This is a genomic window from Cytophagaceae bacterium, from assembly GCA_016722655.1.
Lineage (GTDB): Bacteria > Bacteroidota > Bacteroidia > Cytophagales > Spirosomataceae > Leadbetterella.
Window position 1 is genome coordinate 21,648 of record JADKIR010000004.1, and the last position, 25,149, is coordinate 46,796.

The 25,149-nt window shown below is 39.2% G+C and carries 20 protein-coding genes; 15 read left to right on the plus strand and 5 right to left on the minus strand.

Features of this window, described 5'->3' with window-relative positions; translation table 11 throughout:
- The first annotated feature begins 348 nt into the window (after nt 1-348).
- Nucleotides 349-2,019, plus strand: a complete 1,671-nt coding sequence (locus IPP61_00680; protein ID MBL0323696.1) for a formate--tetrahydrofolate ligase — start codon at nt 349-351, stop codon at nt 2,017-2,019.
- Nucleotides 2,020-2,067: 48 nt separating this feature from the next.
- Here IPP61_00680 and IPP61_00685 read toward each other — a convergent pair whose 3' ends face one another.
- Nucleotides 2,068-2,271: a DUF2892 domain-containing protein gene (locus IPP61_00685; protein MBL0323697.1), complete on the minus strand. Its 204-nt coding sequence runs from the start codon at nt 2,269-2,271 to the stop codon at nt 2,068-2,070.
- Between the two features lie 156 nt (nt 2,272-2,427).
- Nucleotides 2,428-3,033: a Crp/Fnr family transcriptional regulator gene (locus IPP61_00690; protein MBL0323698.1), complete on the minus strand. Its 606-nt coding sequence runs from the start codon at nt 3,031-3,033 to the stop codon at nt 2,428-2,430.
- Nucleotides 3,034-3,148: 115 nt separating this feature from the next.
- Here IPP61_00690 and IPP61_00695 point away from each other — a divergent pair, with 115 nt between their 5' ends.
- From IPP61_00695 to IPP61_00750, 12 genes are all read left to right on the plus strand, one after another.
- Entirely contained in the window at nt 3,149-3,880 is a 732-nt protein-coding gene (locus tag IPP61_00695; protein MBL0323699.1) for a DUF2490 domain-containing protein, read from the plus strand.
- 70 nt (nt 3,881-3,950) lie between these two features.
- Nucleotides 3,951-4,394: a nuclear transport factor 2 family protein gene (locus tag IPP61_00700; GenBank protein ID MBL0323700.1), complete on the plus strand. Its 444-nt coding sequence runs from the start codon at nt 3,951-3,953 to the stop codon at nt 4,392-4,394.
- Between the two features lie 230 nt (nt 4,395-4,624).
- Entirely contained in the window at nt 4,625-6,379 is a 1,755-nt protein-coding gene (locus IPP61_00705) for a DUF885 domain-containing protein (protein ID MBL0323701.1), read from the plus strand.
- 2 nt (nt 6,380-6,381) lie between these two features.
- Entirely contained in the window at nt 6,382-6,810 is a 429-nt protein-coding gene (locus IPP61_00710) for a GNAT family N-acetyltransferase (protein MBL0323702.1), read from the plus strand.
- 458 nt (nt 6,811-7,268) lie between these two features.
- A complete protein-coding gene (locus tag IPP61_00715; protein MBL0323703.1) occupies nt 7,269-8,366 on the plus strand; it encodes a TlpA family protein disulfide reductase in 1,098 nt (365 codons plus the stop codon).
- Between the two features lie 291 nt (nt 8,367-8,657).
- On the plus strand, nt 8,658-10,007 hold the full coding sequence (locus tag IPP61_00720; protein ID MBL0323704.1) for a hypothetical protein: 1,350 nt from the start codon (nt 8,658-8,660) through the stop codon (nt 10,005-10,007).
- A gap of 158 nt (nt 10,008-10,165) precedes the next feature.
- The gene (locus tag IPP61_00725; GenBank protein MBL0323705.1) at nt 10,166-10,369 is read left to right on the plus strand and encodes a DUF2281 domain-containing protein; all 204 of its coding nucleotides are present in this window, start codon (nt 10,166-10,168) and stop codon (nt 10,367-10,369) included.
- A gap of 79 nt (nt 10,370-10,448) precedes the next feature.
- On the plus strand, nt 10,449-10,751 hold the full coding sequence (locus IPP61_00730; protein MBL0323706.1) for a type II toxin-antitoxin system VapC family toxin: 303 nt from the start codon (nt 10,449-10,451) through the stop codon (nt 10,749-10,751).
- A 42-nt stretch (nt 10,752-10,793) separates the two neighbouring features.
- Complete coding sequence (locus IPP61_00735; protein MBL0323707.1) at nt 10,794-11,537, plus strand: hypothetical protein; 744 nt, start codon at nt 10,794-10,796, stop codon at nt 11,535-11,537.
- Between the two features lie 357 nt (nt 11,538-11,894).
- On the plus strand, nt 11,895-14,426 hold the full coding sequence (locus IPP61_00740) for a glycoside hydrolase family 9 protein (protein MBL0323708.1): 2,532 nt from the start codon (nt 11,895-11,897) through the stop codon (nt 14,424-14,426).
- Between the two features lie 238 nt (nt 14,427-14,664).
- The gene (locus tag IPP61_00745; GenBank protein ID MBL0323709.1) at nt 14,665-15,006 is read left to right on the plus strand and encodes a protein tyrosine phosphatase; all 342 of its coding nucleotides are present in this window, start codon (nt 14,665-14,667) and stop codon (nt 15,004-15,006) included.
- A gap of 281 nt (nt 15,007-15,287) precedes the next feature.
- A complete protein-coding gene (locus IPP61_00750) occupies nt 15,288-15,881 on the plus strand; it encodes an HD domain-containing protein (protein MBL0323710.1) in 594 nt (197 codons plus the stop codon).
- 84 nt (nt 15,882-15,965) lie between these two features.
- Here the strand turns inward: IPP61_00750 and IPP61_00755 are convergent, their stop codons facing one another.
- Nucleotides 15,966-19,433 carry a M4 family metallopeptidase gene (locus IPP61_00755; protein MBL0323711.1) on the minus strand — a complete coding sequence of 1,156 codons (3,468 nt, stop codon included), beginning with the start codon at nt 19,431-19,433 and terminating at the stop codon, nt 15,966-15,968.
- A 225-nt stretch (nt 19,434-19,658) separates the two neighbouring features.
- Here IPP61_00755 and IPP61_00760 point away from each other — a divergent pair, with 225 nt between their 5' ends.
- Complete coding sequence (locus tag IPP61_00760) at nt 19,659-21,092, plus strand: TonB-dependent receptor (protein MBL0323712.1); 1,434 nt, start codon at nt 19,659-19,661, stop codon at nt 21,090-21,092.
- A 44-nt stretch (nt 21,093-21,136) separates the two neighbouring features.
- Nucleotides 21,137-22,702, plus strand: a complete 1,566-nt coding sequence (locus IPP61_00765; GenBank protein MBL0323713.1) for a hypothetical protein — start codon at nt 21,137-21,139, stop codon at nt 22,700-22,702.
- A gap of 54 nt (nt 22,703-22,756) precedes the next feature.
- On the opposite strand, the gene IPP61_00770 is transcribed toward IPP61_00765, so the two are convergent.
- Both IPP61_00770 and folD read right to left on the minus strand, forming a co-directional pair.
- The gene (locus IPP61_00770) at nt 22,757-24,181 is read right to left on the minus strand and encodes an alanine:cation symporter family protein (protein ID MBL0323714.1); all 1,425 of its coding nucleotides are present in this window, start codon (nt 24,179-24,181) and stop codon (nt 22,757-22,759) included.
- 21 nt (nt 24,182-24,202) lie between these two features.
- Nucleotides 24,203-25,084: a bifunctional methylenetetrahydrofolate dehydrogenase/methenyltetrahydrofolate cyclohydrolase FolD gene (gene folD / locus IPP61_00775; GenBank protein MBL0323715.1), complete on the minus strand. Its 882-nt coding sequence runs from the start codon at nt 25,082-25,084 to the stop codon at nt 24,203-24,205.
- Between the last annotated feature and the right edge of the window lie 65 nt (nt 25,085-25,149).

The following is a 25,149-nucleotide window of genomic DNA, read 5'->3' on the forward strand; positions in this document are numbered from 1 at the left end:
ATCAATTTTTACAATTCAAATATACAATTCAATTTTCAAAGAATATTAATATATTAGCCAAAGCGATTTAAAGTAATATTATTCAGGTAATTCCATTTTACAATTTGAGCGTTTTCTTATTCCCAACCGCTATAGCAAGGTATTAAAAAACATCATCCATTAATCCTCCTATAGCCAAATTTATAGAAATCAAAATATTTTTTTAGCTAAAACCTATTCTAATTAATAAGTTTACTTTGAAATTAATTGACACATTCTAATATTTTTTATCACTAATCCCATTACTTGTCTTGACAATTATCATAGAATAAAAGTATTTTTCTGTTCAGTTTTGAAGAAAAATACAATATGCTGTCAGACATCGAAATTGCTCAAAATGCTCCTATAAAACACATAAAAGAAATAGCAGCTTCACTCAACATCTCCAACGACGACCTGGAATATTACGGTAAATACAAAGCAAAACTTCCATTGAAGCTCATTGATCAGAATAAAATATCCAAAAACCATCTGATTCTTGTCACGGCCGTCACTCCTACCCCTGCTGGAGAAGGAAAAACCACCATGACAGTAGGTTTGGTAGATGGACTGAATAAAATCGGAGAAAAAGCAATAGCCATTTTACGTGAACCATCCTTAGGACCGGTATTTGGATTAAAAGGAGGTGCTGCCGGCGGGGGATATGCCCAGGTGATACCCATGGAAGACATCAATCTCCATTTTACCGGTGATTTTTCAGCCATAGAAAAAGCCAACAATCTTTTGGCTGCATTGATTGACCACAACCTCCAAAACAATAAACGTTCCCTGCAAATAGACCCAAGAAGCATAACCTGGAAAAGAGTCATTGACCTCAACGACAGAGCACTCAGACATACTGTAATCGGACTAGGTGGTAACCAAAACGGAATGGTGCGGGAAGATGGATTTAATATCACTCCGGCCTCAGAAATCATGGCAATTTTGTGTATGAGCCAAAGTCTCGATGACCTTAAACAGCGACTGGGAAATATTTTTATTGGTCAAACCTACGCCGGAACACCAGTTTTTGCCCGTGACCTCAATGCTGTAGGTGCGATGACCATCTTGCTTAAAGATGCCATAAAACCCAACCTCGTACAAACTTTGGAAGGCAACCCTGCCATACTTCATGGGGGACCATTTGCGAGCATTGCCCAGGGTACCAACTCAATTCTTGCAACTAAAATGGGATTGTCGCTGGCCGATTATGTGGTAACTGAGGCAGGTTTTGGTGCCGACCTGGGTGCTGAAAAGTTTTTTGACATCAAATGCCGTACATCCGGACTAAAGCCAATAGCCGTGGTTATGGTGACTACTATCAGAGCCATGCGACACCATGGAGGGGCAAAAAAAGCAAACTTAGACCAACCATCTGCTGCGAAAGTACTGAAAGGCTGTGAAAACTTGGGCAAGCATCTCGAAAACATGCGGCATTTTGGCATGAAAGCCATAGTAGCCATCAACAGATTTCCGACAGACACTGCTGAAGAAATAGCAATTGTGGTAGATTTCTGTGCAAAATATGACATTAAAGCCATTGAAAGTACGGGATTTGCCGAAGGAGGTACGGGTATGGTGGAAATAGCCGAAGAGGTCAGAAATCTCGTTTCCAAAAATGAAAGTAGTTTTTCGCCTCTATATGATTTAGATCTTCCTTTCGAAGAAAAAATCAAAACCATTGCCACCAAAATTTATGGTGCTGACGACGTGGCCTATTCAGTGAAAGCTAAAATGCAACTGAAACAAATCGACGAACTGGGTTTTGGAAAACTCCCGGTTTGTATGGCTAAAACTCCCAAAAGCCTGTCAGATGACGAACGGAAAATCGGCAGACCTAAAGATTTTATTATTACCATCAGGGAGTTTGAATATGCTGCCGGTGCCGGTTTTGTGATTCCGATTTTGGGAGAAATCATGCGTATGCCGGGTTTACCCAATATCCCTGCTGCTGAAAGTATGGACATTGATGAATCAGGGAAAATTGTAGGATTGAGTTAATAAAAATGTCCGGAATTGAAATTCAACAATTCCGGACATTTGAAAATCTTATTTGTCTCCTTTGGTGCTGATACCAAATATAGGATAAAGCGGACAAAAACTGATTAAGCTGGTAAGGGCAAAAATTACGGCTGCAACCACCAATACGATACCTAAAGTACCTTCAACAACTCCTGTAAAATACAAAGCTGCAAATACTACTGCCAATACCACTCTGAGAATACGATCCAAAGAACCCATGTTTGCTTTCATAATATCAATAAATTTTGGTTTAATAATTATGATACAAAACAACAGCATAAAAAAAACCTATGCAGTAACCTGAGTCACTACTCAAAAAAATATTTTTAAAAATTTTATAAATACCTATATTTCAACACTTTAAAATAATATAATTTTAAAAAAATCTCAAATCACCTCCACCGAATTCCCAATTTGTCTCACTCTGCCATCAGTTTCCAGCTTTTTCATCACGCGACTAATCACCTCCCGGGCGGTGCCCAGTTCGGCAGCAATTTGCCGGTGAGATATTTTGAGAGGGTTTTTCTGAGTCATTTTTACTTTTTGCTGCAGATAGTCGAGAAGGCGTTTGTCCATTTTATCAAAAAGGAGCTGATTGATGGTTTCGAGCAAGTCAGAATAGCGAAGATTAAACTGACTGAAAAACAAACTATTGAAATCGGGGAAATTTTTGGTCCAACGCATTACATCATCCACCGGCAAAAGCAGCATACGGGTCTCTTCCTCCGTCATGGCATATATCTTACTCGGCTCATTTTTCAGGCCCGAACTAAATGACATCACACAGCTTTCGTTGGGTTGAATGTAATACAGAAGCAGTTCCTTTTCCTGATACTGCGTATAGACTTTCAAAAGCCCTTCCAGCACCAGGGGAATCACTTTTATATATTGTCCCTCCTTCAAAATTACCGTATTTTCAGGTACAGTTTTTTCTATTGCCCTATCTTTAATTTCACTTAAAAGCTCAGCCGAAATCCCCGGAATATGCACCATTGATTGATTAATATAATTTTTCTGTGAAAATAGTCACAAAAATGCATTTTGCAGAACACTACCTTGCATGAAGTTTTAATTTTGGAATCAGAAATCAGCCACTCAGGCCAACAAATTGCAACAAAAACCATTAAAATTAACCTTACTTTTTTTTCTGTTATCAGGAATTTCGGTACTAGCTCAGGACGACATTATCTATCAAAATCAGATTTGGCTGGGAACCTCGACACAAACAAAACTCACCAACAAATTTGCCATTTCGGCTGATGCCCATTTTGTGCCGGAAAGCTTTTTTATCATTCGTGGCGGAGGAAACTATTCCCTTATTTCGAATAAAAAATCAAAACTAAATATCAGTGCAGGTTACGCCCATTTGTGGCTTCAAAATCCTGAAAACCTGAAATTGCAACGCAATGAGCACCGCCCATGGGCTCTAATCTGGTATTCTGTAGAAGCCGGAAAAAATACATTTAACAATGGATTGAGAGTTGAAGGCCGTTTCAGAGAAAATATCGCCAATAATATGCTTGTCGATGGTTTTGTCTATAACACTCGCACAAGATATACTTTCCAAATCAGGCACACTTTATATAAATTTCGAAATAAAAACAGTTTGTATATCTACGGCTCTGAGGATCTTTTTTACGAATTTGGTAAAAATGTTGTGAATAAAATAAGGCTTAATCAAAATCGTATTTCTGTCGGTTTTGGAATAATTTCAGGTAAAAATACTTATCAACTGGGGTATTTGAATATGCTTAAAAAATCGCCGGTAAACACTCAGCTCACCGATGCCCACACAGCCATGTTTATTTATTCGAGAGTTTTTGATCTGAGAAAAAAATAGAATTCTCAGGCTCTCCAAAAGTTTGTTTGCTGTGGTTTTTCATCTATTTTTATGGAAAATTATCTTTTCTATGAAAAAAGCATTACTGATTTTCGCATTTTTTGTAACAGCCTTTAACCTGAAAGCCCAATCTGCTACCGAGGCAATTTCAGCCACGGTCAAAACCTTTTTCGAAGGCATGCACGCCCGCGATACATTGAAAATCAAGTCAGTATGTGACAAAGATTTAATTTTAAAATCAGTTTATATCAAGGCCGACAAGAGCACTTCTGTAAAAAATGAGGAATTTCAGGGTTTTCTGAAATCGGTAATTTCAATTCCCGAAACTGTCAAATTTGAGGAGAGATTGCTCGATATAAAAGTCCAAAACGATGAACTAGTTTCTACCGCTTTTACTCCTTATGAGTTTTATCTCAATCAAAAACTTTCCCACAAAGGAACTAATATCTTTATTTTAGGAAAAATCGATGGCACCTGGAAAATCCTGGGAATCACGGATAGCCGTATCAAGTGATTTATTAGAAGATTATTACTTTATAGAAAATACTTTTCTTTCTAATCTTTTGAGACAAACAAGACTCTTTTACTTAAGTTTTGTAGTCCATTTTTAAAAAAAATTAAATAAAAAACCCATATTATTGATTTTTACACGCTAAAATCACCAAAAACCCGCACTTTTCTTCAATACTTTGATTATCAGCCCAAAATTTATTTTTATTTTTACAAAAAAAAGTTTTCCTATAAATGAAAAAATTATTGCTTTCCGCTCTTGTCGGACTTGCCATGTTTTCCTGTAAGCCATCAGAAAACAAAGAACTCAACAAATTATTCGAAGATTATTACGAAGAAAGATTGTCGTTTTTCCCATTAGAAGCCACTTCACAGGGCGACAATCGCTTTAACGACCAGCTTCCCATCGACATCTCGGAAGAGTATCGCCGAAACCTGCTTAATTTTTATCAGACCTACAACGACCGTCTTGACAAATTTGACCCCAATGGGCTCAACGACGACGAAAAAATATATTACAACGCTCTGAAATTCAACCTCACTACTGAAGCCGAGGCACTCAATTACCCTACTCATTTACAGCCTTTTAATCAGTTTGTCGGTTTGCCATTGACCATCGCCCAATACGGAAGCGGCGAATCGGCTCAACCATTCAAAACTGCTCAGGACTACGACAACTGGCTCAAAAGATTTGATAAGTTTGTGATTTGGGCTGACACTGCCATCGCAAATTTCGACAAAGGCATAAAAGCCGAAAATGTATTTCCGGCGGCTTTGGTCAAAAAAATGATCCCTCAGATGCGGGAACTGGCCATGGGAGAGCCTACAGCACACTTGTTTTATGGACCGGTGAAAAAAATCCCTGCCAGTATGGACGCTACCCAAAAAACTGCCATAACTGATAAATATACCACCGCCATCGAAACCAAAGTAAAGCCGACTTACAAAAAATTGGCCGATTACCTTCAAAACTCCTATTTGCCCAAAGCAAGGGGTTCGAGCGGAATTTTATCTATCAAAAACGGGATTCATCATTATAAATTTCTTACCTATTACTGGACCACCAGCCTGAAGTCAACAGATGAAATCATGCAGATTGGACTCTCGGAGGTAAACCGTATCAGGAAAGAAATGGAAAAAATAAGGGTGCAGGTCGGGTTTAAAGGAGATCTCAACGCATTTCTGGCATCGGTAAGAAACGACCCAAAACTGATGCCTTACAAGACCCCGGAAGAGGTGTTGGCGGCTTTCAAAAATATCCAGACCAAAATGGAGCCCAACCTCAAAAAAATGTTTAACCTCACTCCTAAAACCAAATTTGAGATTCGACGTACTGAGGCATTCAGAGAGGCTTCGGCCAGTGCCGAGTACATTCAGGGTACCGCTGACGGCAGCAGACCGGGTATTTTTTATGTGCCGATTCCCGACGCCACCAAATTTAACGTAACCTCCGGCATGGAGTCGCTGTTTTTGCATGAGGCAATTCCGGGACACCACTATCAGGTATCATTGCAACAGGAAAACCTCAAGATTCCGAAATTCCTGCGGTTTGGCTGGTATGGTGCTTATGGCGAAGGCTGGGCTTTGTATTGCGAATCGCTGGGCAAAGACCTCGGACTATTTACCGACCCTTATCAATATCTGGGTGCTCTGGGTGATGAGATACATCGGGCCATAAGGTTAGTAGTAGATACCGGAATTCACACAAAAGGCTGGACACGCGAGCAGGCCTTGCAATACATGCTCGAAAACGAGGCCATATCGGTCGAAGGTGCCACTGCCGAAATAGAACGCTACATGGCCTACCCTGGGCAGGCACTTTCTTATAAGATTGGTGCGATGAAACTCAGGGAGTTGAGAGGAAAATATATGACCGAAATGGGTGATAAGTTTAGTCTGGCGGCATTTCACGACGAAGTGTTGAAACACGGCTGCCTGCCACTGAGCATATTGGAAGAAAAACTTGACGCATGGGCTAAAATAAAATAACGATGACCATCAGAAGAGCTCAACACGAAGACCTGCCGGCAGTAAAGCTGCTGGTTGACGAGCTGGAGGAGACTGTACTCAACGAGGTGGATTTTGAGCGGGTTTTTAAGAAAAATCTCCTGCTCGAAACCCACCATTATTTTTTGGTTTGGGACGAGAAAACCCCTCTGGCACTCCTCAGCATGGTTTTCTCTGACCACCTGCACCATGCCAAAACCATCTGCGAGATACAGGAACTGGTGGTAACTGCCACCTATCGCAATCAAAAAATCGGTGAAAAACTGATAGAATTTGCCAAAAACTACTGTAAGAAAAAAGAAGTGGACCAGATAGAGCTGAGCTCCAACTTCAAACGCACCCGTGCCCATGAATTTTATATGCGGCTGGGGTTTATGAGGCAGCATTATAAGTTTGTGATGATGGTGGAATGATGTTTTTATTTTTATGATAAATTTCTAACTATTAAAAAAACAGATTATTTCAAAAGCCAATTTGGGCGGCTTTACAATTTTAAAAATATCGACTTAGGAGTTTGATTTTTGGTGTTGATGTAGTTTATACAATATGGGTGAATCTTATAATATAAAATTTATCATTAATAAGAGTAAAAAAAACCGCTCCATTAATCTAAAATCAAATTGGGTGCGAAAATCACATTCTTCCCAAATAATTAACATCACACAAACGACCACCAACCAAAAACTTTTACCTTCAAAAGCTTGGATATTAATACTTTTAGCTATAACTTAGTTTTTAGTTATAGAAAGCATCCACTGTGGTCAAGCAACATTTTCCACCTAAAATGCAAACCGACTATATATTCCTGAAAAATTCAGTGTTTGTTATATCCGCTGATTTATAAATTTTTTAAACTTAAATTTCCCAAACTATGAAACACATTATTATTTCCCTTTTCTTTTCGGTTTTAGTTCTAACGCACATTCAGGCACAAACCAATTTCTCTGTCAAAATTGATGCTCCAGACCTGAAAAACGACTCAGTTTATTTGTCTTATCCAATGAGCAGGTTTAATCTGGAGACACTTTATTCTTATGGTCTAAAGTCCAATTCCGGTACAAAATCGTTTGGAGATGCCAATGGGCTTATGATGTTTTTTAAAGATGAAAATCTGCTTGAGGGACAAGTTTCCTATCCTCAACCCATCTATTTTATGTCAATGCGTGGCCCATCCCAGCCACTTTTTCTCGAAAAAGGAAGTTTGAAAATCAAAATTAACCCCGACATGAAATTTTCGATGGTTTCTGTTTCAGCGATCAATGAAGAATATAAGACATTTATTGAAAAATATGGAAAATATACCGAAGGACTAAGACCATTTCAAAATGAGATGGATCCTAAAATAACCTCAAAACACAAGGACTTGAAAGCCTATATTATTAAAAAACCCAACTCTTATGTGGCGTTTTGGGAGATTGTTAATGATTTAAATTTTTATGGCTATTCCAATGTTTATCTTGAAAATCTCAGACTATTTTCTCCGGCAATCAAAAAAAGTGAACCTTATAAAAAACTGATAGAAATTCTGAATAAACTAAAAATTACAACTTTCCCTGACATCACATTTGACAAAGATAATCACCTAAGAAAATCAGATTTTGCACCTTATAAACTCACATTTATCGATTATTGGGCCACTACCTGCAAACCTTGTATTGAGGGAATGCCGGAACTGGTAAAAATGCATGAAAATTATAGCAAACTAGGCGTTAATTTTATTTCTGTAACTGATGAATCACAGACTGAAAGAATAGCAAAAGCCAATAAAATACTGAAAGACAACAACATATCCTGGAAGAATTATTTTGACCGAAATGATGAATTCGTTAAAAAACTGAATGCTTCCGGTTATCCATTTCATATTTTAGTAAATAATGAAGGTACTATTTTAATTAAAAAATACGGTGAACTCGAGGCAATCAAAGCCGAAATAGAAAAATATTTACAGGCATTTGGTGAAGGTAACTGAGTTTATTTATTAAATTTTTACTCTACTTTTAAAGGCATCGATTTAGGAAAATGGGTTTAACCACCTGAAAAATCCTTTCAAAAACATGCTCCAACAAGGAACCTAAAAAATCAAGCAATTGAATTTTTTAAGTTCCAAAAATTTTCTATGGTAAAATGCAAATCAATCATATATTTCATGACTTTATGAGCATTTTTCATCTAGTTGATCTGCAAAAAATTTGGGGTAAAGCTATAATTCCTTAAAAAAATCAACAAAGTTTTTATCTTTGCCCAAAACCTAAACTTATTGATGGAAAACACTCCCCACGAAAAAAGTATTTGGATACAAGAGCTGTCAAATCAAAGCTGGAACCTCGAACTGGTGGTTTCAGGTGCAGCGATTTTTTCTACCTCTTTTCTGCCGGAAATTGCCGACAAAGCCATAAGCAGCTTTTATGAAAACTACCAGATAAGCAGTGATATTTCCAGCCAGGTATTTCCCACGTTGGCCTACAGCTTTGGTAAATCTTCCGCCTATTTATTGATTTTTACGTTTATTATTCACTTTATTATCCGGGCGTTTTGGATTGCTTTGGTCGGCCTCAGGGCGGTATTCCCGCAAGGCATCAACTTTGACAATATCCCAAATACCACAAAAGATATGGCCGAAATGTACAAACAAAAGTTCGGCACTTTGGATAGCTATATTGTAAAGCTCGACAAACTTTGCAGTCAGATTTTCTCCATCGCCTTTGTGTTGGTATTGTTTAGCATCATGATGGCCGTGCTGTATTTGCTTGGTTTTGTGGCTACAATTGGCTTCAAAACTTATCTTCCGGTGGTATATGAAAAAACCAAAATAATATTTTTGATATTATTTGCTCTCATCTGGGCGTTTTCAATGGTCATAATGGCGATAGGCTCAAAAGAAAAATACCGAAGTAAACCCATCCTGGGGAAACTCTACAAAGCAACGATTGAAAAAAGTACGTTCTTATACATGGGCATGTACAAGCCCATTCAATTCATCAATTTCACTTTTGGGTCAAATATGCCCCATAAAAAATATTTCAGGACGGTTTTGATTATCGGGTTTACTTTTTTCGCAGTAGCAATCGGTATTTATAGCTCCAAACTGCTGGAGCACGCAGGCATTCCTATTCTTGAATCACGAAATTATTACTCTTCCGGGTCAGCAAATCATAAGCTCGAAACTAATTTTTATGACAATCTGAGAACCGAAAATGACGATACTCCTGTGGCCAGTATCCAGTCTGATGTGATTGAGGAGCCTTTTTTGAAGCTTTTTATCAATTATACCAAAATTCTGGATGAAAATTTAGCCAAAATATATAAAGAACCCACATTGTCCGACAACCTCAGAAACTCTCAGAAAAGACCTCTGCGGGATGCGGCAAGATTGGAGTGTCTCGGAACTTATTTTCAAATTTCTATAAACGATTCCACTCTTAATTCTCCGGAGTTTTTATTTGAAACCAATGCCCGGGGCAAAGGAATTAAAGCCTATCTTAACACCGAAAACTGTAAAATTGGAAGGAATACCCTTCACATAAAAACCTTAAAAACAGACAGTTTACCCAAAAAAGTCTATGATGAATATGTGGCTATTCCGTTTTGGTATAGTAACAAGGGGAAATAGGTATTAGAGATTCAAGAAAGGCAAAATTTGAACATTATATGTAGCTGAAAATTTAACTTAAACATTTCAATTCGAGGAAATATTAAGGGCAAATTTCATAAATCATCCTAAGAATTAATTTTTCATTTTTTTTGTATATTTGTATAAACGATTTCAAAATGGAACAGACTCAATTATTGACAAAACTTGATACCTTACCCGCTGATTTAAAGGCAGAAGTGAGTGATTATATTGATTTTCTGCTAACCAAAAGAAAAAAAATAATCAAGAAAAAGAGTCCAAAATTTGGTTCAGCCAAAGGTCAAATCTATACTTCTCCTGACTTTGATGAACCACTTTCAGACTTTAAAGAATATATTTAATGGATATCTTGCTTGACACACATGCTTTAATTTGGTTTTTAAATGGCGATAAATTTTTATCAAATGAAGCAAAAAAGCTATTGAAGATTCTTCAAATATCAAAATTGTCAGCATTGCTTCTATTTGGGAAATCGCAATTAAAATTAGCCTTGGAAAATTTCAATTCAAGGAAGGCTTGAAAAGTTTTATGAAATTAATTGATGAAAACGGATTTGAAATTTTGCCAATAACTTTTAAGCATGCCCTTGAAGTTTCTAAACTGGAATTTATACACCGTGACCCTTTTGACAGATTACTAATTGCTCAAGCTAAATCAGACGATCTGATACTCATTACAAAAGATGAGACCATCAGAAAATATCAAGTAAAATCTATTTGGTGAAATTTTATACTTTTAGCAAAAAACAGCCCGAAAACCCAACATATGACCTTAGAGGAACTGATACAGCAAGCCTATAAACTCTTTGAAAAGTATACCATTGGCTCCACATTGGATTTATGCAAAAGGTGCTGCATAAGCGATAGCGACGAGGCCGTCTTGGTCAATACACCTCTTAAAGAAATCACCGCCCAACAGCTAAGAAGCGGTTATTTTGAGTCGGCGAGAAGTTATTCCGAGCGGGAATTATGGGAAATGAAGCACTTCCTGCCCCGCGTGTTGGAACTTATGACCAACTTTGAAGTGCCGGACGCTGCTACAGAAACCGTTTTTCATCGTTTGGAATTGCATAAACAAGACCAATGGACTGCAGAAGAAAAGCAGATTTTGTCCAATTTTTCCAAATTGTATTTTGAAAAATGCCTGAGCTTTTACCCTTATTCACCCGACGGTGAGGGCATATCTACTTATCTGGTGATGTTTTCATCGGCCAATTTTGATCTGAAACCTATTTTGGAGTCCTGGGAAGATGCTGAAAGCCCTGAAAGCGTTTTGCACTATAAAGATCTGGTATTGTACGATTGCGAATACGGCGAGCAAAATGCTATCAACTTAAAAAATGCCTTTAATAAGCCAGAAACAAATGCTAATATTGAAAAATGGCTCAACGACAAACAAACAAAAGCCCGTTTCTCAGAAAAAATTAGCAAGACCTTGACCCAAACCGAAAATCTTGATGCCGAAACCTTTTCAGACCTGACCTTCCTGAAAGATATGCTGGCACTTTGAGGAAATACTTAACCACTGATTAACAATTAATTATATAAGATTTATTTCGGATATAATATTACAAATTAGCATCATTTAGCTGAAAAATAACAGGCTAAATATTATGAAAGTTTTCATCATAATGTGAGGGAAAGAATTTTTGTTACCCTTTTTCTTGAAAAAAAATTAAAAATATTCAAACCCCTCAATTCAGCATCTATAAAACATAAATATGGAGACATTCCATAGCCCACTTTGCCTTATTAATCACTATTTTTGTTAATCCATTAGATTGGCATTTGCAGATCTAAAACATACCCAAATGGCATTTTAATGGTACATTTATTTCAACCAAAAAAATTTACTCATTTATTCAACATGAAAAAACAAACACTTTTTTCAGTATTATTTATGATACTGGAGGTCTCCCGTTTTTCTTCCGCTCAGGAATTAAAACTCAACAATCTCGAGTATTTCGAGACGCAGGGAGTCAATGTACTGGTTTACAATAACTTGTTTAACGGAGGCTTTAACGACGAAAAAAACGCCGGCATCGAAATGATTCATCACGGAGTCAGAACCATGCAGGGCGGGGCCGTCAGACTCTCCAATACTCCCGAGCAATGGGACCTTGTGCCTGAAATCTACAACCGAAAAGTGGACAAAGCCACAAAAAGCATCGCCTCAAATCTCCGGTACAAAGATTATGATTTTGAATCCAGAGTGGTGGTTACGGCAAAAGGCAAAGGCGTCGAAATTTCGGTTTATCTAGACAAACCCATCCCCAAAGCCCTCGAAGGCAGTGCCGGATTCAACGTTGAGTTTCTGCCCTCACAATATTGGGGAAAAGCCTATCTGGTTGACGGCCGTTACAACCGCTTCCCCCGCTATGTCGTGAGCAGCACCATTACCCGCCCCAACAGTGAAAAGCCGAAGCAGTTTAAAGGCTATATCACCGCTGACGACCGTGGTACAGGCAAATACATCGACCCGCTCCCGCTCGAAACAGGCCGTAGCCTTTTGCTGGCTCCTGACGATCCAGAGCGTATGGTTAAAATCACCTCCGCCGATGCCGATCTTAAGTTATTTGATGGCCGCGTGTTGGCACAAAACGGCTGGTTTGTGGTCAGAAGTGTGTTGCCTGTCGGTAAAACAGGCAAAGTATTGACCTGGACCATTGAGCCTAATGCCATAAATGGCTGGTTGAGAAAGCCAAACATCGGATTTTCGCAGGTGGGCTACTCCCCAGCCCAACCCAAAGTGGCGGTTATAGAGCTCGACAAAAAAGATAAGCCTCAACCCACTGCTTCCTTGTATAAAGTGGGCGAAGATGGCAACGCCAAAGTGGCTTTTAGCGGAAAAGTGGTTTCCTGGGGTAACTATTACAAATACCATTATGTGAAATTTGATTTCACAGCAGTGAAAACGCCGGGTATTTATTATATCCAATATGGTGATAATAAGACCAATAACTTCATCATTCAGAGCGACGTTTATGAGAAAATCACTGACGCCACCAGCGACGTCTGGATTCCGATTCACATGAATCACATGACCGTAAACGAAGCCTACCGGGTATGGCATGGCGAACCTTTCAAAGAAGGCTATCTGCAGGCCCCACCCAATACCGACCACTTTGACCTCCACGACCAGGGGCCTACCACCGACACCAAATACAAGCCGCTGGAGCTTATCCCGGGCCTAAACGTCGGCGGATATTTTGATGCAGGTGACTTTGACATCGAAACCGGCTCCAATATCAGTGTGGTGCAGAATTTTGTACATACCTGGGAGTATTTCAAGCCCATGCGTGACCAGACTTTCGTGGACCAAAAACAACGCTACGTTGACCTCCACAGGCCAGATGGTACGCCTGACATGCTGCAGTTTATCGAGCATGGGGCACTGAACCTCGTTGCACAAGCCGAAATCATCGGGCACATGTCTCAGACACTGTCCAACTCGGTGCTTGACAATTACCATCACCTGGGCGATGCGGCCTCACTTACCGACGGCCTGCCTTATAATCCCAATCTTGGGCCGTTTGAAAAAGCCGCAGATGGCCGCTCAAGCGGTGTAAAAGATGACATGTGGGCATTTACAAGCCGAAATCCCGGTCTCGACCTCAATGCCGCCACCATGTTTGCATCGGTGAGCCGGGTTTTGAAAGGCTACAACGACGACCTCTCGGCCAGAGCTTTGGTGCAGTCAAAAAGACTGTTGATTGAAGCCAACGACCTGCTCGCCAAAAGGCCCCAGGACAGCCTCAGCCGCTGGAGCAAGTTTGCCGACATCTCGACTAACCTGCAGCTGTATATTTCTACCGGCGAGCAGCAATATGTCAATAAATTTCAGGAGCTTTTATGGCCTGCTCTTGACCGAAATGTCAATTTCACGATTTTGACGGCCCTCAATGCCATCCCGCACATGGACGCCGCCTATAAAGAAAAACTCCGTCCTTATATGCTTAAATACAAAGAGTACGTCCTTGGGCTGGAAAAAGACAATCCTTATGGGGTGCCTATCGGCCTTGGCAACTGGGCGGGTGGCGGTGCTTTGCTCAATTACGGTACTACGCTGTGTTTTGCGAGCAAATATTTCCCTGATATCATCGATGCCAATCATGCCTTTAAGGTGTCCAACTTTTTGTTTGGCTGCCATCCTTATCACAACTATTCGTTGGTAGCTGCGGTGGGTGCGGCACGCCCGAAAGCGGTATTTTATGGTAACAACCGTGCTGATTTCTCGTTTATACCGGGCAATGTGGCCCCGGGGATATTGTTCAGAAAACCTGATCACTTTGAGAATTATGACGACTGGCCTTTCCTTTGGGGACAAAACGAAGGCACCATCGCCGGCAATACCAGCTACGTAATTTTTGGCTCAGCCTTCAAAAACCTTATCAAATAATTCGGATTGGTTACAAAAAGCATCTAAAAAATGAATTGGCGAGAGTCAGTTCATTTTTTTTGTTTAAGGCTCAAGGAATTGCTATTCGAAATAATGATTTGAGGTAAAAAATTATCAGATTAAAACCCAATAAAAAATAGAAAATTTTACCGACAAAGACAGTAATAAATTCAATATTTGTAATTCAAATTCTCAACTTTACATAGCAATTAACATTTTTCATCATTAAAGAAAAACTATGAACCTATTATTTATCTGTAGCAGAAATAAATGGAGAAGTAAAACCGCTGAGACTATATTTAAAGACAGTCAGGATTTTAATGTTAAATCAGCCGGTACTGAACCCTCAGCTCGTATTAAAGTATCTGCAAAATTAATCGAATGGGCAGACATCATTTTCGCTATGGAAAAGAAACATAAACAAAGAATGCATGAAAATTTTGCGATGGTTGCAAGAGATAAAAATATTATTGTATTAGATATACCAGATGAATATCAATATATGGATAGCGAATTAATCGAAATTATTAATACATCAGTTTCTTCATATTTAGACAATGTCATCAAAAAGTGGAGATAGAGAAGCTTATTTAAAACAGTATCCATGCACTTAGGTATGTTCTAACAGGACATCCAAAAGCTAAATAGAAAAGAATTTTCAATCCTCAAATCCTTGGTTGGATATCATAAGAAATTGAATAATAGATAATACCTTTTTTGCATCCTATAATATCCAATAGTTTTAGGTCTTTTTTATTTCCAAAAATTGCCTCCAAACATATTTCCTCTACAAACCACATTAAATTTTCCCAAATCCCCTCAAAATCCATAATTTTGCCCTCAGCAAAATAGGGAAAAGCAATGCAAGATCTTAATCTGTTAAAACAAATTGACTTCATCAGGGAGATCGACAAAATCAAATACATTCAGCGGAGAACGCGGCTATTTAACAGTGATCGTCACGAAAACGATGCCGAGCACAGCTGGCACCTGGCCATGATGGCGATTATCCTCGCCGGGCATTCCAATGCGGCCATCGACATATTGAAAGTGGTTAAAATGGTGCTGATCCATGACATTGTGGAGATTGATGCCGGCGATACATTCATTTATGATACTCAGAAAAACCACACCAACACCGAAGAAGAGCTGGAAGCCGCCAAACGCATTTTCGGGCTTTTACCTGCCGATCAGGCCAAAGAACTCATCGAAATCTGGCAGGAATTTGAAGAAGGGCAGACCGCCGAAGCAAAGTTTGCCAAATCCATGGATCGTCTGGAACCTTTGCTCCAAAATACTTCCAACAATGGCGGCACCTGGGCAGAATATAACGTGGATTACCAAAAAGTTTATGATAAGAAAAAAGTGATAAATGAAGGCTCATCCTCCATCTGGCATTTTGCCGAAAACCTGCTCAACGAAAGTGTAGAGAATGGTATTTTGATAAAAAAATAAATTGATAAAGGAAAACTTTTCTCAAAGAACACAAAAAAAGCCGTCAGTATAAACCGACGGCTATGTGTTTTAAAAATTTATAAATCAATTCTTTATAATTTTCACCGTTCTGGATGTTTTGTCAGTTTCGACTTTAAACATATATTGTCCGGTTGACAGGTCTGAAACGCTCACCAAATTGGTAACGGCAGTTTTCACTTTTATGCCTTTGCTATCCATCACATCAATTTTCTTCAAAGTCTCACCAACAGGTATATCAATTCTTACCCTTTCGAAAGTTGGGTTAGGCGATATCATTACCGACAGTTCCTGCTGAGGCTCAGTCGCCAGTGCTACTATATTAAGGGCATTAGAGGACGCACTCACACAACCATCCGAAGTTATTGTTTTCACGGTATAGGTACCTCCAAAGTCTTTCTTCAATGAGGCAGTACTGGTTTGTCCTCCAATAGGATTATTATTGACATAAAATTGATACAATGTTCCGCCCGATGCTACCACGGTTTGTCCATTATCAGTGAGTTTTGGTGCCGGAGGAAGAATACAAAAACTAGCTTCCGCAGTAGCCGGGGCATATTTGGTGGTTCCGTCCTGAATAGCCTTTATGGTAACTTTGCCCGGAGTGCTCCCCAACGTAACACGTTTGCCTGAAATATTGGCATCACCCTTTACCACAGTGTAAATTAAGCCCAAATTTGACGACGCCGAGGCAGAAATATCAAAACTGGCTTTGGGCTGTTTGTCAGGTATGGCTGCGATGGTGATTGTCTGGGCTTCTTTGGTAGGCAGAGCACGTGTGCCTGATGCAAACCAGATACCCCATTTGGCATCAGTAAATCTGACTTCCGCCTCTGAGGTGGGAGTTATTTTGTCTGTATCAAGATTTACAGTACTAACTACTTCGGTTTCACCATCATAAGCATTAAATATCAACATTTTATCTGACTTGTTAAAATCCGGATATCCGATATTATTATTTTCAACGGCTCCGATATTATCGCCTGATTTTCCAAAGTCAACGGTCAGGATATAATACAAATCATCATCTTCGACAAAATAGTCAAATGCCATGATACCCGTATTGGTTTTGGCAAGAGCCGGATTACCGATGTTATCGCCTTCTTCAAGGTTGGTAAACAATTTTTCGATGGTTCCATCACCAAAAGTTTTCCCAATTGCATCCCAGGCATTCAGAATACCCACATCCCAGAACTCTATGGTTTTGAAATTACTTTTGGCCTCATTAAAGGCATCATATACAAGATATTCACCCGAATAATCCCATTCCAGACCATCAGCATATTGAATTTCACCCGAACTAACTCCTTGAGAATAAGTAGGGTTATATAATTCAAATTTAGCATTTTTGTTATTTACCAAATCATACACATATATCACCGGTTCCAATGTACTTGACAGTGCTGCCAACAATTTCCCGTCTTTTGATATCGCCACATTACGCCAGCTGGCGGTTTCGCTCAATTTCTTAACTGCAGCAGTGGATGTTAAACTTTTACGGTATATGTGTTTGTCTGTACCCACAAAATACACAAACGAACCGTCATCAGTAATGCTGGGCTTACCTTGAGAGCCAATTTTATTAACTATTTCTACAATATTTTTACCTTCAATGTCTGAAGTATAAATGCTTCCATCATTAGGGTCCACAACCACAATCTGCTCTGTTCCGGGGTTAACCGGAATGGTTGACTGTCCGTTACCGGAACTACCCGAACCTCCACCAGTGCCACCACTGCCTCCCGAAGCATTGGGGTCTGTGATACCTACGGCGTCAAATGCAGCTGCTGCGGCATTGTATTCACTAGCCTGACCATACAAATCTTTAGTAGCCTGTAAAACTGCGATTCTTAAGTCAGTAAATTTCGAAGTACGTGTCAGATAATTGGTTAAGGCCCGATAATATACTTTTTCAGCTTTATCGCGACTCATGCCGGCTGCAGTGGCAAATTTATAAAATGCATGATTAGGAATTCCACTGTTGACATGTACACCACCATTGTCTTCGCTTGGGGTGTCTTTCAAATACTCATACTGCGACATGGTTTTTGGCTGGTATCCCGGGTCATTTTTGCCACCCTGATTGGGATTTTCCAGAGATCTCAATGCACCTGAAGGAAACTGTGATTTTATGACCACGTCTTCGCCCATCGTCCAGTTTTTGGTATCAATCAAGGCACCAAAAATATCAGCAAATGATTCATTTAAAGCTCCTGACTGATTGCGGTACTCCAATTTTGCAGTATTTTCTACTACACCGTGGGTCATTTCATGGCCGGCTACGTCAAGGGCTCCCGCCAAAGGTTTGAACGCATCACGCCCATTGCCGTAACCCATAAACTGTCCGTTCCAGTAGGCATTATCCATGCCTTTACCGTCTTCATCGGCGATATTGATTACCGAAATAATATTTCCACCGTTGCCATTCAATGAATTTCTTCCAAATTTTGCCAAAAAATAATCATAGCATTTTGATGCATTGATATGTGCCGAAACCGCCGTGGAATTCCAGCTGGTAGCCGAATTGGAGGTAACGTGAGCAAGATTTAATTCATCGGCATCTACTTTAGAGTTTTGGGCGTTTATGGTCCAAATAGAACCTACGGGTTCATTGGGAAGATTGGATTGAGCGTTTTTATACATTGACTTGGTGGCGTCAATCATGTAGTTTACACCACCAACTTGTACGGCTTTAAAAGTCTGAGTTACGCCATTAAGGTCTTTTGCTGAGGCATTTACCACTCCATCTAACGAGCAGGTATGGTTGTATTTGTCAAGTACTTTGCCGGTATTAGCGTCAATAAAATACACCCAACGCTCCAGCATATTGGGCCTTACAGTGATATGATAAGCCAAAAATTCTTTTCCACCTTCCGGAATAATCACCAACTCTGACAGCTCGGTTTCAGTTTTTAGCAATCCTCCCACCAGGCCTTTGTTTTGAATGATGGTTGTTTTTCCAAGATCCTGATAACAAGCCGCTATGGCCGATTTTGCATCAATCTGGGCGATTGTGTTTATTTTGGGGGTTGGATATACTTTTCCTGTCAAAAATTCGGCATAGCCCAGTTCATTGGAGTGAATCATCGACTCGCCACCATAAATATTTACGCCTTTGAATTTTTGCTGGTATTTCAGGTGATTTCTCCCTATTTCATCAGTATTTTCGTCAATTTTCAGAAATTCCATAGCCGGATTTTCAATTTTCAAATCGCCTTTATGTGCCTTAAAAAACTCATTTCCAGACTCGGCAAAACTTTTCCTGGCTTTTTTCATTCCACGCGAAAAAGACTTATTGCTAAGGTAAATAACCGCATCTGAGTCTTCATCTCTGATTATTTTTTTGGAAATATCCTGAGTGGAAACTGAAAGGCCTGTTATGCCTTTTTTGTTAGAACTTTTTCCGCTGATTACCTGAAAATCACCGGAAACTTTTTCTCCAGAGCTTGTTTTTTTCTTTTTTTCAAAACCGCTTTGTGCCAAAATATTTAGCCCCGAAAACAGCAAAATGAATAATAGTAGATTTTTTTTCATTAGTTTCAAGTTTTTCTGAAAATTCTAAATAGTTAATATTTATTGAATTTTTTATAGTTTAAAAATATCAATAATCTTGCTCTAAATATAATATATTCCTGAATGATAATCCATTCATATCATTAAAATACAACAAAAAGCACATTTTTGGGCTAATATACTCAATAAAGTACAAAAAATATTATATTTTTGCAAGTGTCAAACCTTCATAAAGAAACTAAAAGAATGTCAATTTTTCATGATTTAGGTCTTGGTACAAACCAAAAAGCCCTAAAGTTAAACCTCGACAAGCAGATTTATGGCACATTTGCTGAAATTGGTGCCGGACAGGATGTGGCAGGGGCATTTTTTAAAGCAGGTGGAGCATCGGGTACGGTGGCCAAGTCGATGTCTGCCTATGACATGACCTTTTCAGATGCTATTTACGGAACTATTTCCGACAAGAGATATGTGTGTGAAGAACGCCTGATGAGCATGCTCAATCATGAGTACAACCTCCTGATAGAAAGACTTGACGAGCAGCGGGGCAGCGAAACTACCTTTTTCTCTTTCGCCAATACGGTGGTTGCATTGAATTACCATAAAACCAACCAACCGCATGGCTGGATTGGGTGCCGGTTCCAGATTGAGCCTCAAGGTGAGTTTCATGATGTGATAGTTCACGTAAAAATGCTCGACAATGACACGCTCCTTCAGCAACATGCCATCGGGATTTTAGGCGTAAATCTAATCTATGGATGTATTTACTATCATGAAAACCCCGAAATTTTACTGGAGTCTCTTCGAGACAATTTGTCTCCGGGGCGAATTCAGATCGACATGATCAGGTTTGAAGGGCCTAGTTTCAAAAATGTCGATGGCCGGTTGATGAGTCTTCGTCTTGTGAAAAATGGTTTCTGTGACCTGGCACTTTTTGGTCCTGATGGAAAAATCCTTCAGCCCTCTGATACCCTTTATAAAAAACACATTTTCGTTTTGAGGGGTCGTTTCAGGCCTATTATCAACGTGCACATTGATATGCTCGAAAACGGGGTTCGGCAGTTTATCCAGGAACCCGATGTGGACGAATCAAAACTTATAGTTTTGTCAGAACTCACCCTGCACTCACTGAAAGAAGGTCAGCAAGAAATTGACGATAAAGATTTTCTGGACAGAGTGGATATTTTGTGTTCCCTTGGTCAAACTGTAATGATAACCAATTATGTGGAATATTATAAACTGGTGGCCGATTTATCTAAAATCACAAGATTAAAAATTGGTTTGGTGATTGGTTACCCCAATTTGGAATATATATTTCAGGAAGAAAATTATAAAGGCTTGCCTGGTGAAATTTTGGAAGGCTTTGCCACGTTATTCAGTCAGAAGGTTAAATTATTTGTGTATCCAACCTTACGTAACGGAATAATCATGAATTGTATGAGGTTTAACCCTCCTACCCACTTGTTTGACTTATTCAGATACCTGATTGCCAATAATAAAATTGAGGATATTTTTCATTATAATCAGGCAAACCTGAATATTCAGACCGATAATATGCTGGATTTAATACAAAAAGGGGAACTTGGTTGGGAAGAAAACGTTCCTACTGAGGTGGTTAAAATGATTAAAGACCGTTGTTTGTTTGGGTTTCCGTGTGTAGTGATTCCGGAAAACAAATAAAGCATGTACATTTCATTTCTAATTTAGATTTTTCAACAAACAGAATAAAGCTTAAAATGCTTATAAAAAAATTAATAAAGCTTTCATTTATAATAAGTTATTTGATTCCGTCGATTGTTTCGGGTCAACTTTCAGTTTCTACAGACATATCAAAATCAAACTTCCAGGCTTTTGAAAGCGAAATGATAAACTTCGTTATTTCGGGTGCTGAGGATAGTTTGTGTAAAACCAAAAATTTTAGGATTATACAGGGAAAAGTGGCAGGAATGGAAATTGATTCTCTGGGGCAATTTAGCTGGATTCCACCTTACCATATGGTGGATAGAATTGAAAAGGAAAAGGTTTTTCAGATTTTAGTCACAAAAAGTTGTAATCAAAGTGACGTAAAAAACTATAGTTTTGATCTGAAAGTGTTTCATAAAAACCGACCTCCGGTGGTGGGTGAGCTACCGGTATTTTTTATTCAGTACAATACAAATAACAACTATACGATTTCGCCTGACATTGTTCACGATGATGACAATGACCCAATAGTTTTCATTCCTATACTGGAAACCTTTCCGGAAGGTCTCAATCTGAATTCTAAAGGAGAAATAAGCTGGTCGCCCTCACTCATTCAATTTAAATCGCTCAAAACCAATCCGTTTTTTGTGGAATTTATGGTGCAGGATCAGCCTTCAAAGACTTTTACAAAAGGAAAAATAAAAATTGAAGCCACCCAACAGGATTTACCTCCGATCATTACGATTGTGCCTAAAAAGGAATATTTTCAGATCAGAGAAAATGAGAATGTGAATGTTAGATTTTATCTGACCGACCCCAATGGGGAAGAAGATATTATGGAATTTGACTTCCTGACCAACAAGCCCAATTTTCCAAAAAGCACCCTCATAAAAAACACTAACAATCAATATGAATTTATCTGGATGCCGGGCTATGATTTTGTTCAGGACCCACATGATACCCTGGGCTTTTATATTGATTTTTATGTTATAGATAAATCACAAAAAAGAGAGGTTAAAAGGTTGAATTTCAATGTAAAAAACACTGTAAATGAAGCAGAACTCGACCTCAAAAATTACGGATTGTACTATGGAACTCTTACCCGGGCCTGGGAGCTGCTTGAACAATTAAAAGAAAAAGAAGAAGAACTTAAAAAAGCCTATAATAAAGCCAGAAAAGGCAAAAAACACCGCTCAGTATTGAATGCGTCTCTGGGAGCGACTACCGGCTTGTCCTCCATATTTGCAAAAGATAAACCCGACACCCAACGTCTGATATCCACTGTAGGCGGCACCACTGTTTTGACAATTGGTACACTGGAAGCCACCGAGGTTATCGGCAAATCAATGAAAGACCTGATAGACAGGCTTAATTATGTGATTGAAAAGAAAAATGAAATTCAGACCAAAGGAGATATTTTTTCGAGAGATTATTCTTTAAAATCGTCAAGAAGAAGTCAGGATTATCTCAAAAAAGTGGATGATTTTATGTCGGCCATGAGCCTGAAAGGTCTGGTAGCTTTAGAGTTAAATGCCACCTGGGAATCAAAACAAAAACCTTCTGAGGAAAAAATCAAAAAGACATTTAAGGATTTTATTGCCTGGTAAAAAAAAGATGCGACCCTTAAGCCGCATCTAATATTTTCAAAATCTCTTAATATTTCAATCCCAACATTCGGCATTATTGATGCCGATGTCTTTGGCTTTAAATACCGGATCTTTACCGGCTTTTAGTTGTTTTTCGTAATCTTTGAAAACAGCAAGTCCTTTCTCTGAAAGTAAAAATATGGCAATTATATTTAGCCAGGCCATTAGTCCTACGCCAATATCGCCCAATGTCCAGGCAAGGGTTGCTGTTTTCACAGAGCCATAAAAAGTTGCTCCAATTATCATCGCTCTTAAGCCTTGAATCAACCATCTGTTTCCACCAAATTTATCTATCAAATAACTCAAATTGGTTTCAGCGATATAGTAATAAGCCATTATAGTGGTAAAAGCAAAGAAAAACAGAGCAATAGAAACAAACGCACCACCTAAACTAGGAAATATGGTATTTACTGCATTTTGAGTAAATGCAGAACCAGTTTCAACACCGGGAAGATACTCCACTAAAAAACCTCCTGAAGGATTATTGACATTATAACTATCTGTGAACAGAATCATAAGGGCAGTGGCGGTACATACAAAAAGAGTATCAACATACACCGAAAATGCCTGTACAAGTCCTTGCTTGGCAGGATGGCTGGTTTCTGCTGCTGCAGCCGGATGTGGAGCTGTTCCCTGACCAGCTTCGTTGGAATATATCCCTCTTTTTACACCCCAGGCTACTGCCATACCAAATACACCTGCAAAAGCTGGCTCAGCAGCAAAAGCCGAACGAAATATCAGTCCAAAAACTTCGGGGATTTCTCTGAAATTATAGGCAATTACAATCAAGGCCATCAAAATATAGCCACCGGCCATAAATGGAACAACGATTTCGGCAACTTTCCCGATGCGTTTAACCCCACCAAAAATAATTAGTGCTAACAAAACACAAACTAAAATACCAGTATAAATTACCGGCACACCAAATGCATTGAAAACACCACCTGCGATGCTGTTGCTTTGTACACCCGGCAAGAATAAGGCCGTAGCAAAAATTGTGGCAACGGCAAATAAAACAGCATACCATTTTATTCCCAGACCTTTTTCGATATAATAAGCAGGACCACCACGATATTGACCACCGATTACCTCTTTATAAACCTGACCCAGGGCAGCTTCAATAAAAGCCGAAGCAGCACCTAAAAAAGCTATGGCCCACATCCAGAAAACCGCACCGGGTCCGCCCATGGCGATGGCTGTGGCCACACCAGCGATATTTCCTGTACCTACTCTACCTGAGATAGCAATGGCAAAAGCCTGAAAGGAAGATACCCCTTTTTCAGAAGATTGTCCTCCGAAAAGGAGCTTTACCATTTCTTTAATGTACCTTACTTGTAAGAATTTGGTCCGGATAGAAAAATAAATTCCGGCGGCTAAACAGAGTACAATCAAAGCATTACTCCAGATATAACTGTTTAGGGTGTTTACGAATGATTCCATAGTTTATTGAAGGGTTATAGTTTATTTATAAATTTCACTTTTTGAAGCCAAAAGGGTATTGTACATCAAAGCTGCAACAGTCATAAGCCCTACCCCACCCGGCACGGGCGTAATATAGCTGGTTTTTGGCGAAACTTCATCAAATTTTACATCACCTTTCAATGCAAACCCGCTTTTTTTACTTGTATCAACCACTCTGGTAAGGCCTACATCAATCACCACAGCTCCATCTTTTACCATATCAGCGGTGATAAATTCGGGTTTACCCAAAGCTGCCACCAAAATATCAGCACTTTTACACACTTCTTTCAGATTTTGGGTTTTGCTATGTGCCAATGTAACCGTGCAATTGCCTGGATAAGTATTTCTCTGCATCAAAATGCTCATGGGTAAGCCCACGATCTGACTACGACCTACCACCACACAGTGTTTTCCGGAAGTTTCGATATTGTATCGTTTCAACAATTCCAAAACACCGAAAGGCGTAGCTGAAATGTAAGCCGGAAGTCCTTTGGCCATCCTTCCGATATTGATAGGGTGAAAACCATCCACATCTTTTTTAGGGTCAATGGCTTCAATCACATGATCAACATTGATATGGTCGGGAAGTGGCAATTGTACGATAAAACCGTCCACATCAGGGTCATTGTTTAACTGACTGATGATTTCCAACACTTCAGCTTCTGTGGTTGAAGAATCTCTCCTAACCAAAGTAGATTTAAATCCAATCTGCTCGCATGATTTGATTTTACTTGCAACATAAGTCTCACTCGCACCATTGTCTCCCACCAAAACTGCCGCTAAATGGGGAATTTTACCACCACTTTCTGCAATTTTTTCAACCTCAGCCTGTAGTTCGGCTTTTACTTGTGCAGAAATTAACTTTCCATCTATAAGTTCCATAAAGGTATTTTTTACAAAGATAAAAATAACCGTTTAAAAACTTGTCAGAATTGCTTGGAAAGACA

Coding starts and splice junctions, on each gene's coding strand:
- IPP61_00680 (MBL0323696.1), top strand. CDS start 349: ATGCTGTCAGACATCGAAATTGCTCAAAATGCTCCTATAAAACACATA.
- IPP61_00685 (MBL0323697.1), bottom strand. CDS start 2,271: ATGAAAGCAAACATGGGTTCTTTGGATCGTATTCTCAGAGTGGTATTG.
- IPP61_00690 (MBL0323698.1), bottom strand. CDS start 3,033: ATGGTGCATATTCCGGGGATTTCGGCTGAGCTTTTAAGTGAAATTAAA.
- IPP61_00700 (MBL0323700.1), top strand. CDS start 3,951: ATGAAAAAAGCATTACTGATTTTCGCATTTTTTGTAACAGCCTTTAAC.
- IPP61_00705 (MBL0323701.1), top strand. CDS start 4,625: ATGAAAAAATTATTGCTTTCCGCTCTTGTCGGACTTGCCATGTTTTCC.
- IPP61_00710 (MBL0323702.1), top strand. CDS start 6,382: ATGACCATCAGAAGAGCTCAACACGAAGACCTGCCGGCAGTAAAGCTG.
- IPP61_00715 (MBL0323703.1), top strand. CDS start 7,269: ATGAAACACATTATTATTTCCCTTTTCTTTTCGGTTTTAGTTCTAACG.
- IPP61_00720 (MBL0323704.1), top strand. CDS start 8,658: ATGGAAAACACTCCCCACGAAAAAAGTATTTGGATACAAGAGCTGTCA.
- IPP61_00725 (MBL0323705.1), top strand. CDS start 10,166: ATGGAACAGACTCAATTATTGACAAAACTTGATACCTTACCCGCTGAT.
- IPP61_00735 (MBL0323707.1), top strand. CDS start 10,794: ATGACCTTAGAGGAACTGATACAGCAAGCCTATAAACTCTTTGAAAAG.
- IPP61_00740 (MBL0323708.1), top strand. CDS start 11,895: ATGAAAAAACAAACACTTTTTTCAGTATTATTTATGATACTGGAGGTC.
- IPP61_00745 (MBL0323709.1), top strand. CDS start 14,665: ATGAACCTATTATTTATCTGTAGCAGAAATAAATGGAGAAGTAAAACC.
- IPP61_00750 (MBL0323710.1), top strand. CDS start 15,288: ATGCAAGATCTTAATCTGTTAAAACAAATTGACTTCATCAGGGAGATC.
- IPP61_00755 (MBL0323711.1), bottom strand. CDS start 19,433: ATGAAAAAAAATCTACTATTATTCATTTTGCTGTTTTCGGGGCTAAAT.
- IPP61_00760 (MBL0323712.1), top strand. CDS start 19,659: ATGTCAATTTTTCATGATTTAGGTCTTGGTACAAACCAAAAAGCCCTA.
- IPP61_00770 (MBL0323714.1), bottom strand. CDS start 24,181: ATGGAATCATTCGTAAACACCCTAAACAGTTATATCTGGAGTAATGCT.
- folD (MBL0323715.1), bottom strand. CDS start 25,084: ATGGAACTTATAGATGGAAAGTTAATTTCTGCACAAGTAAAAGCCGAA.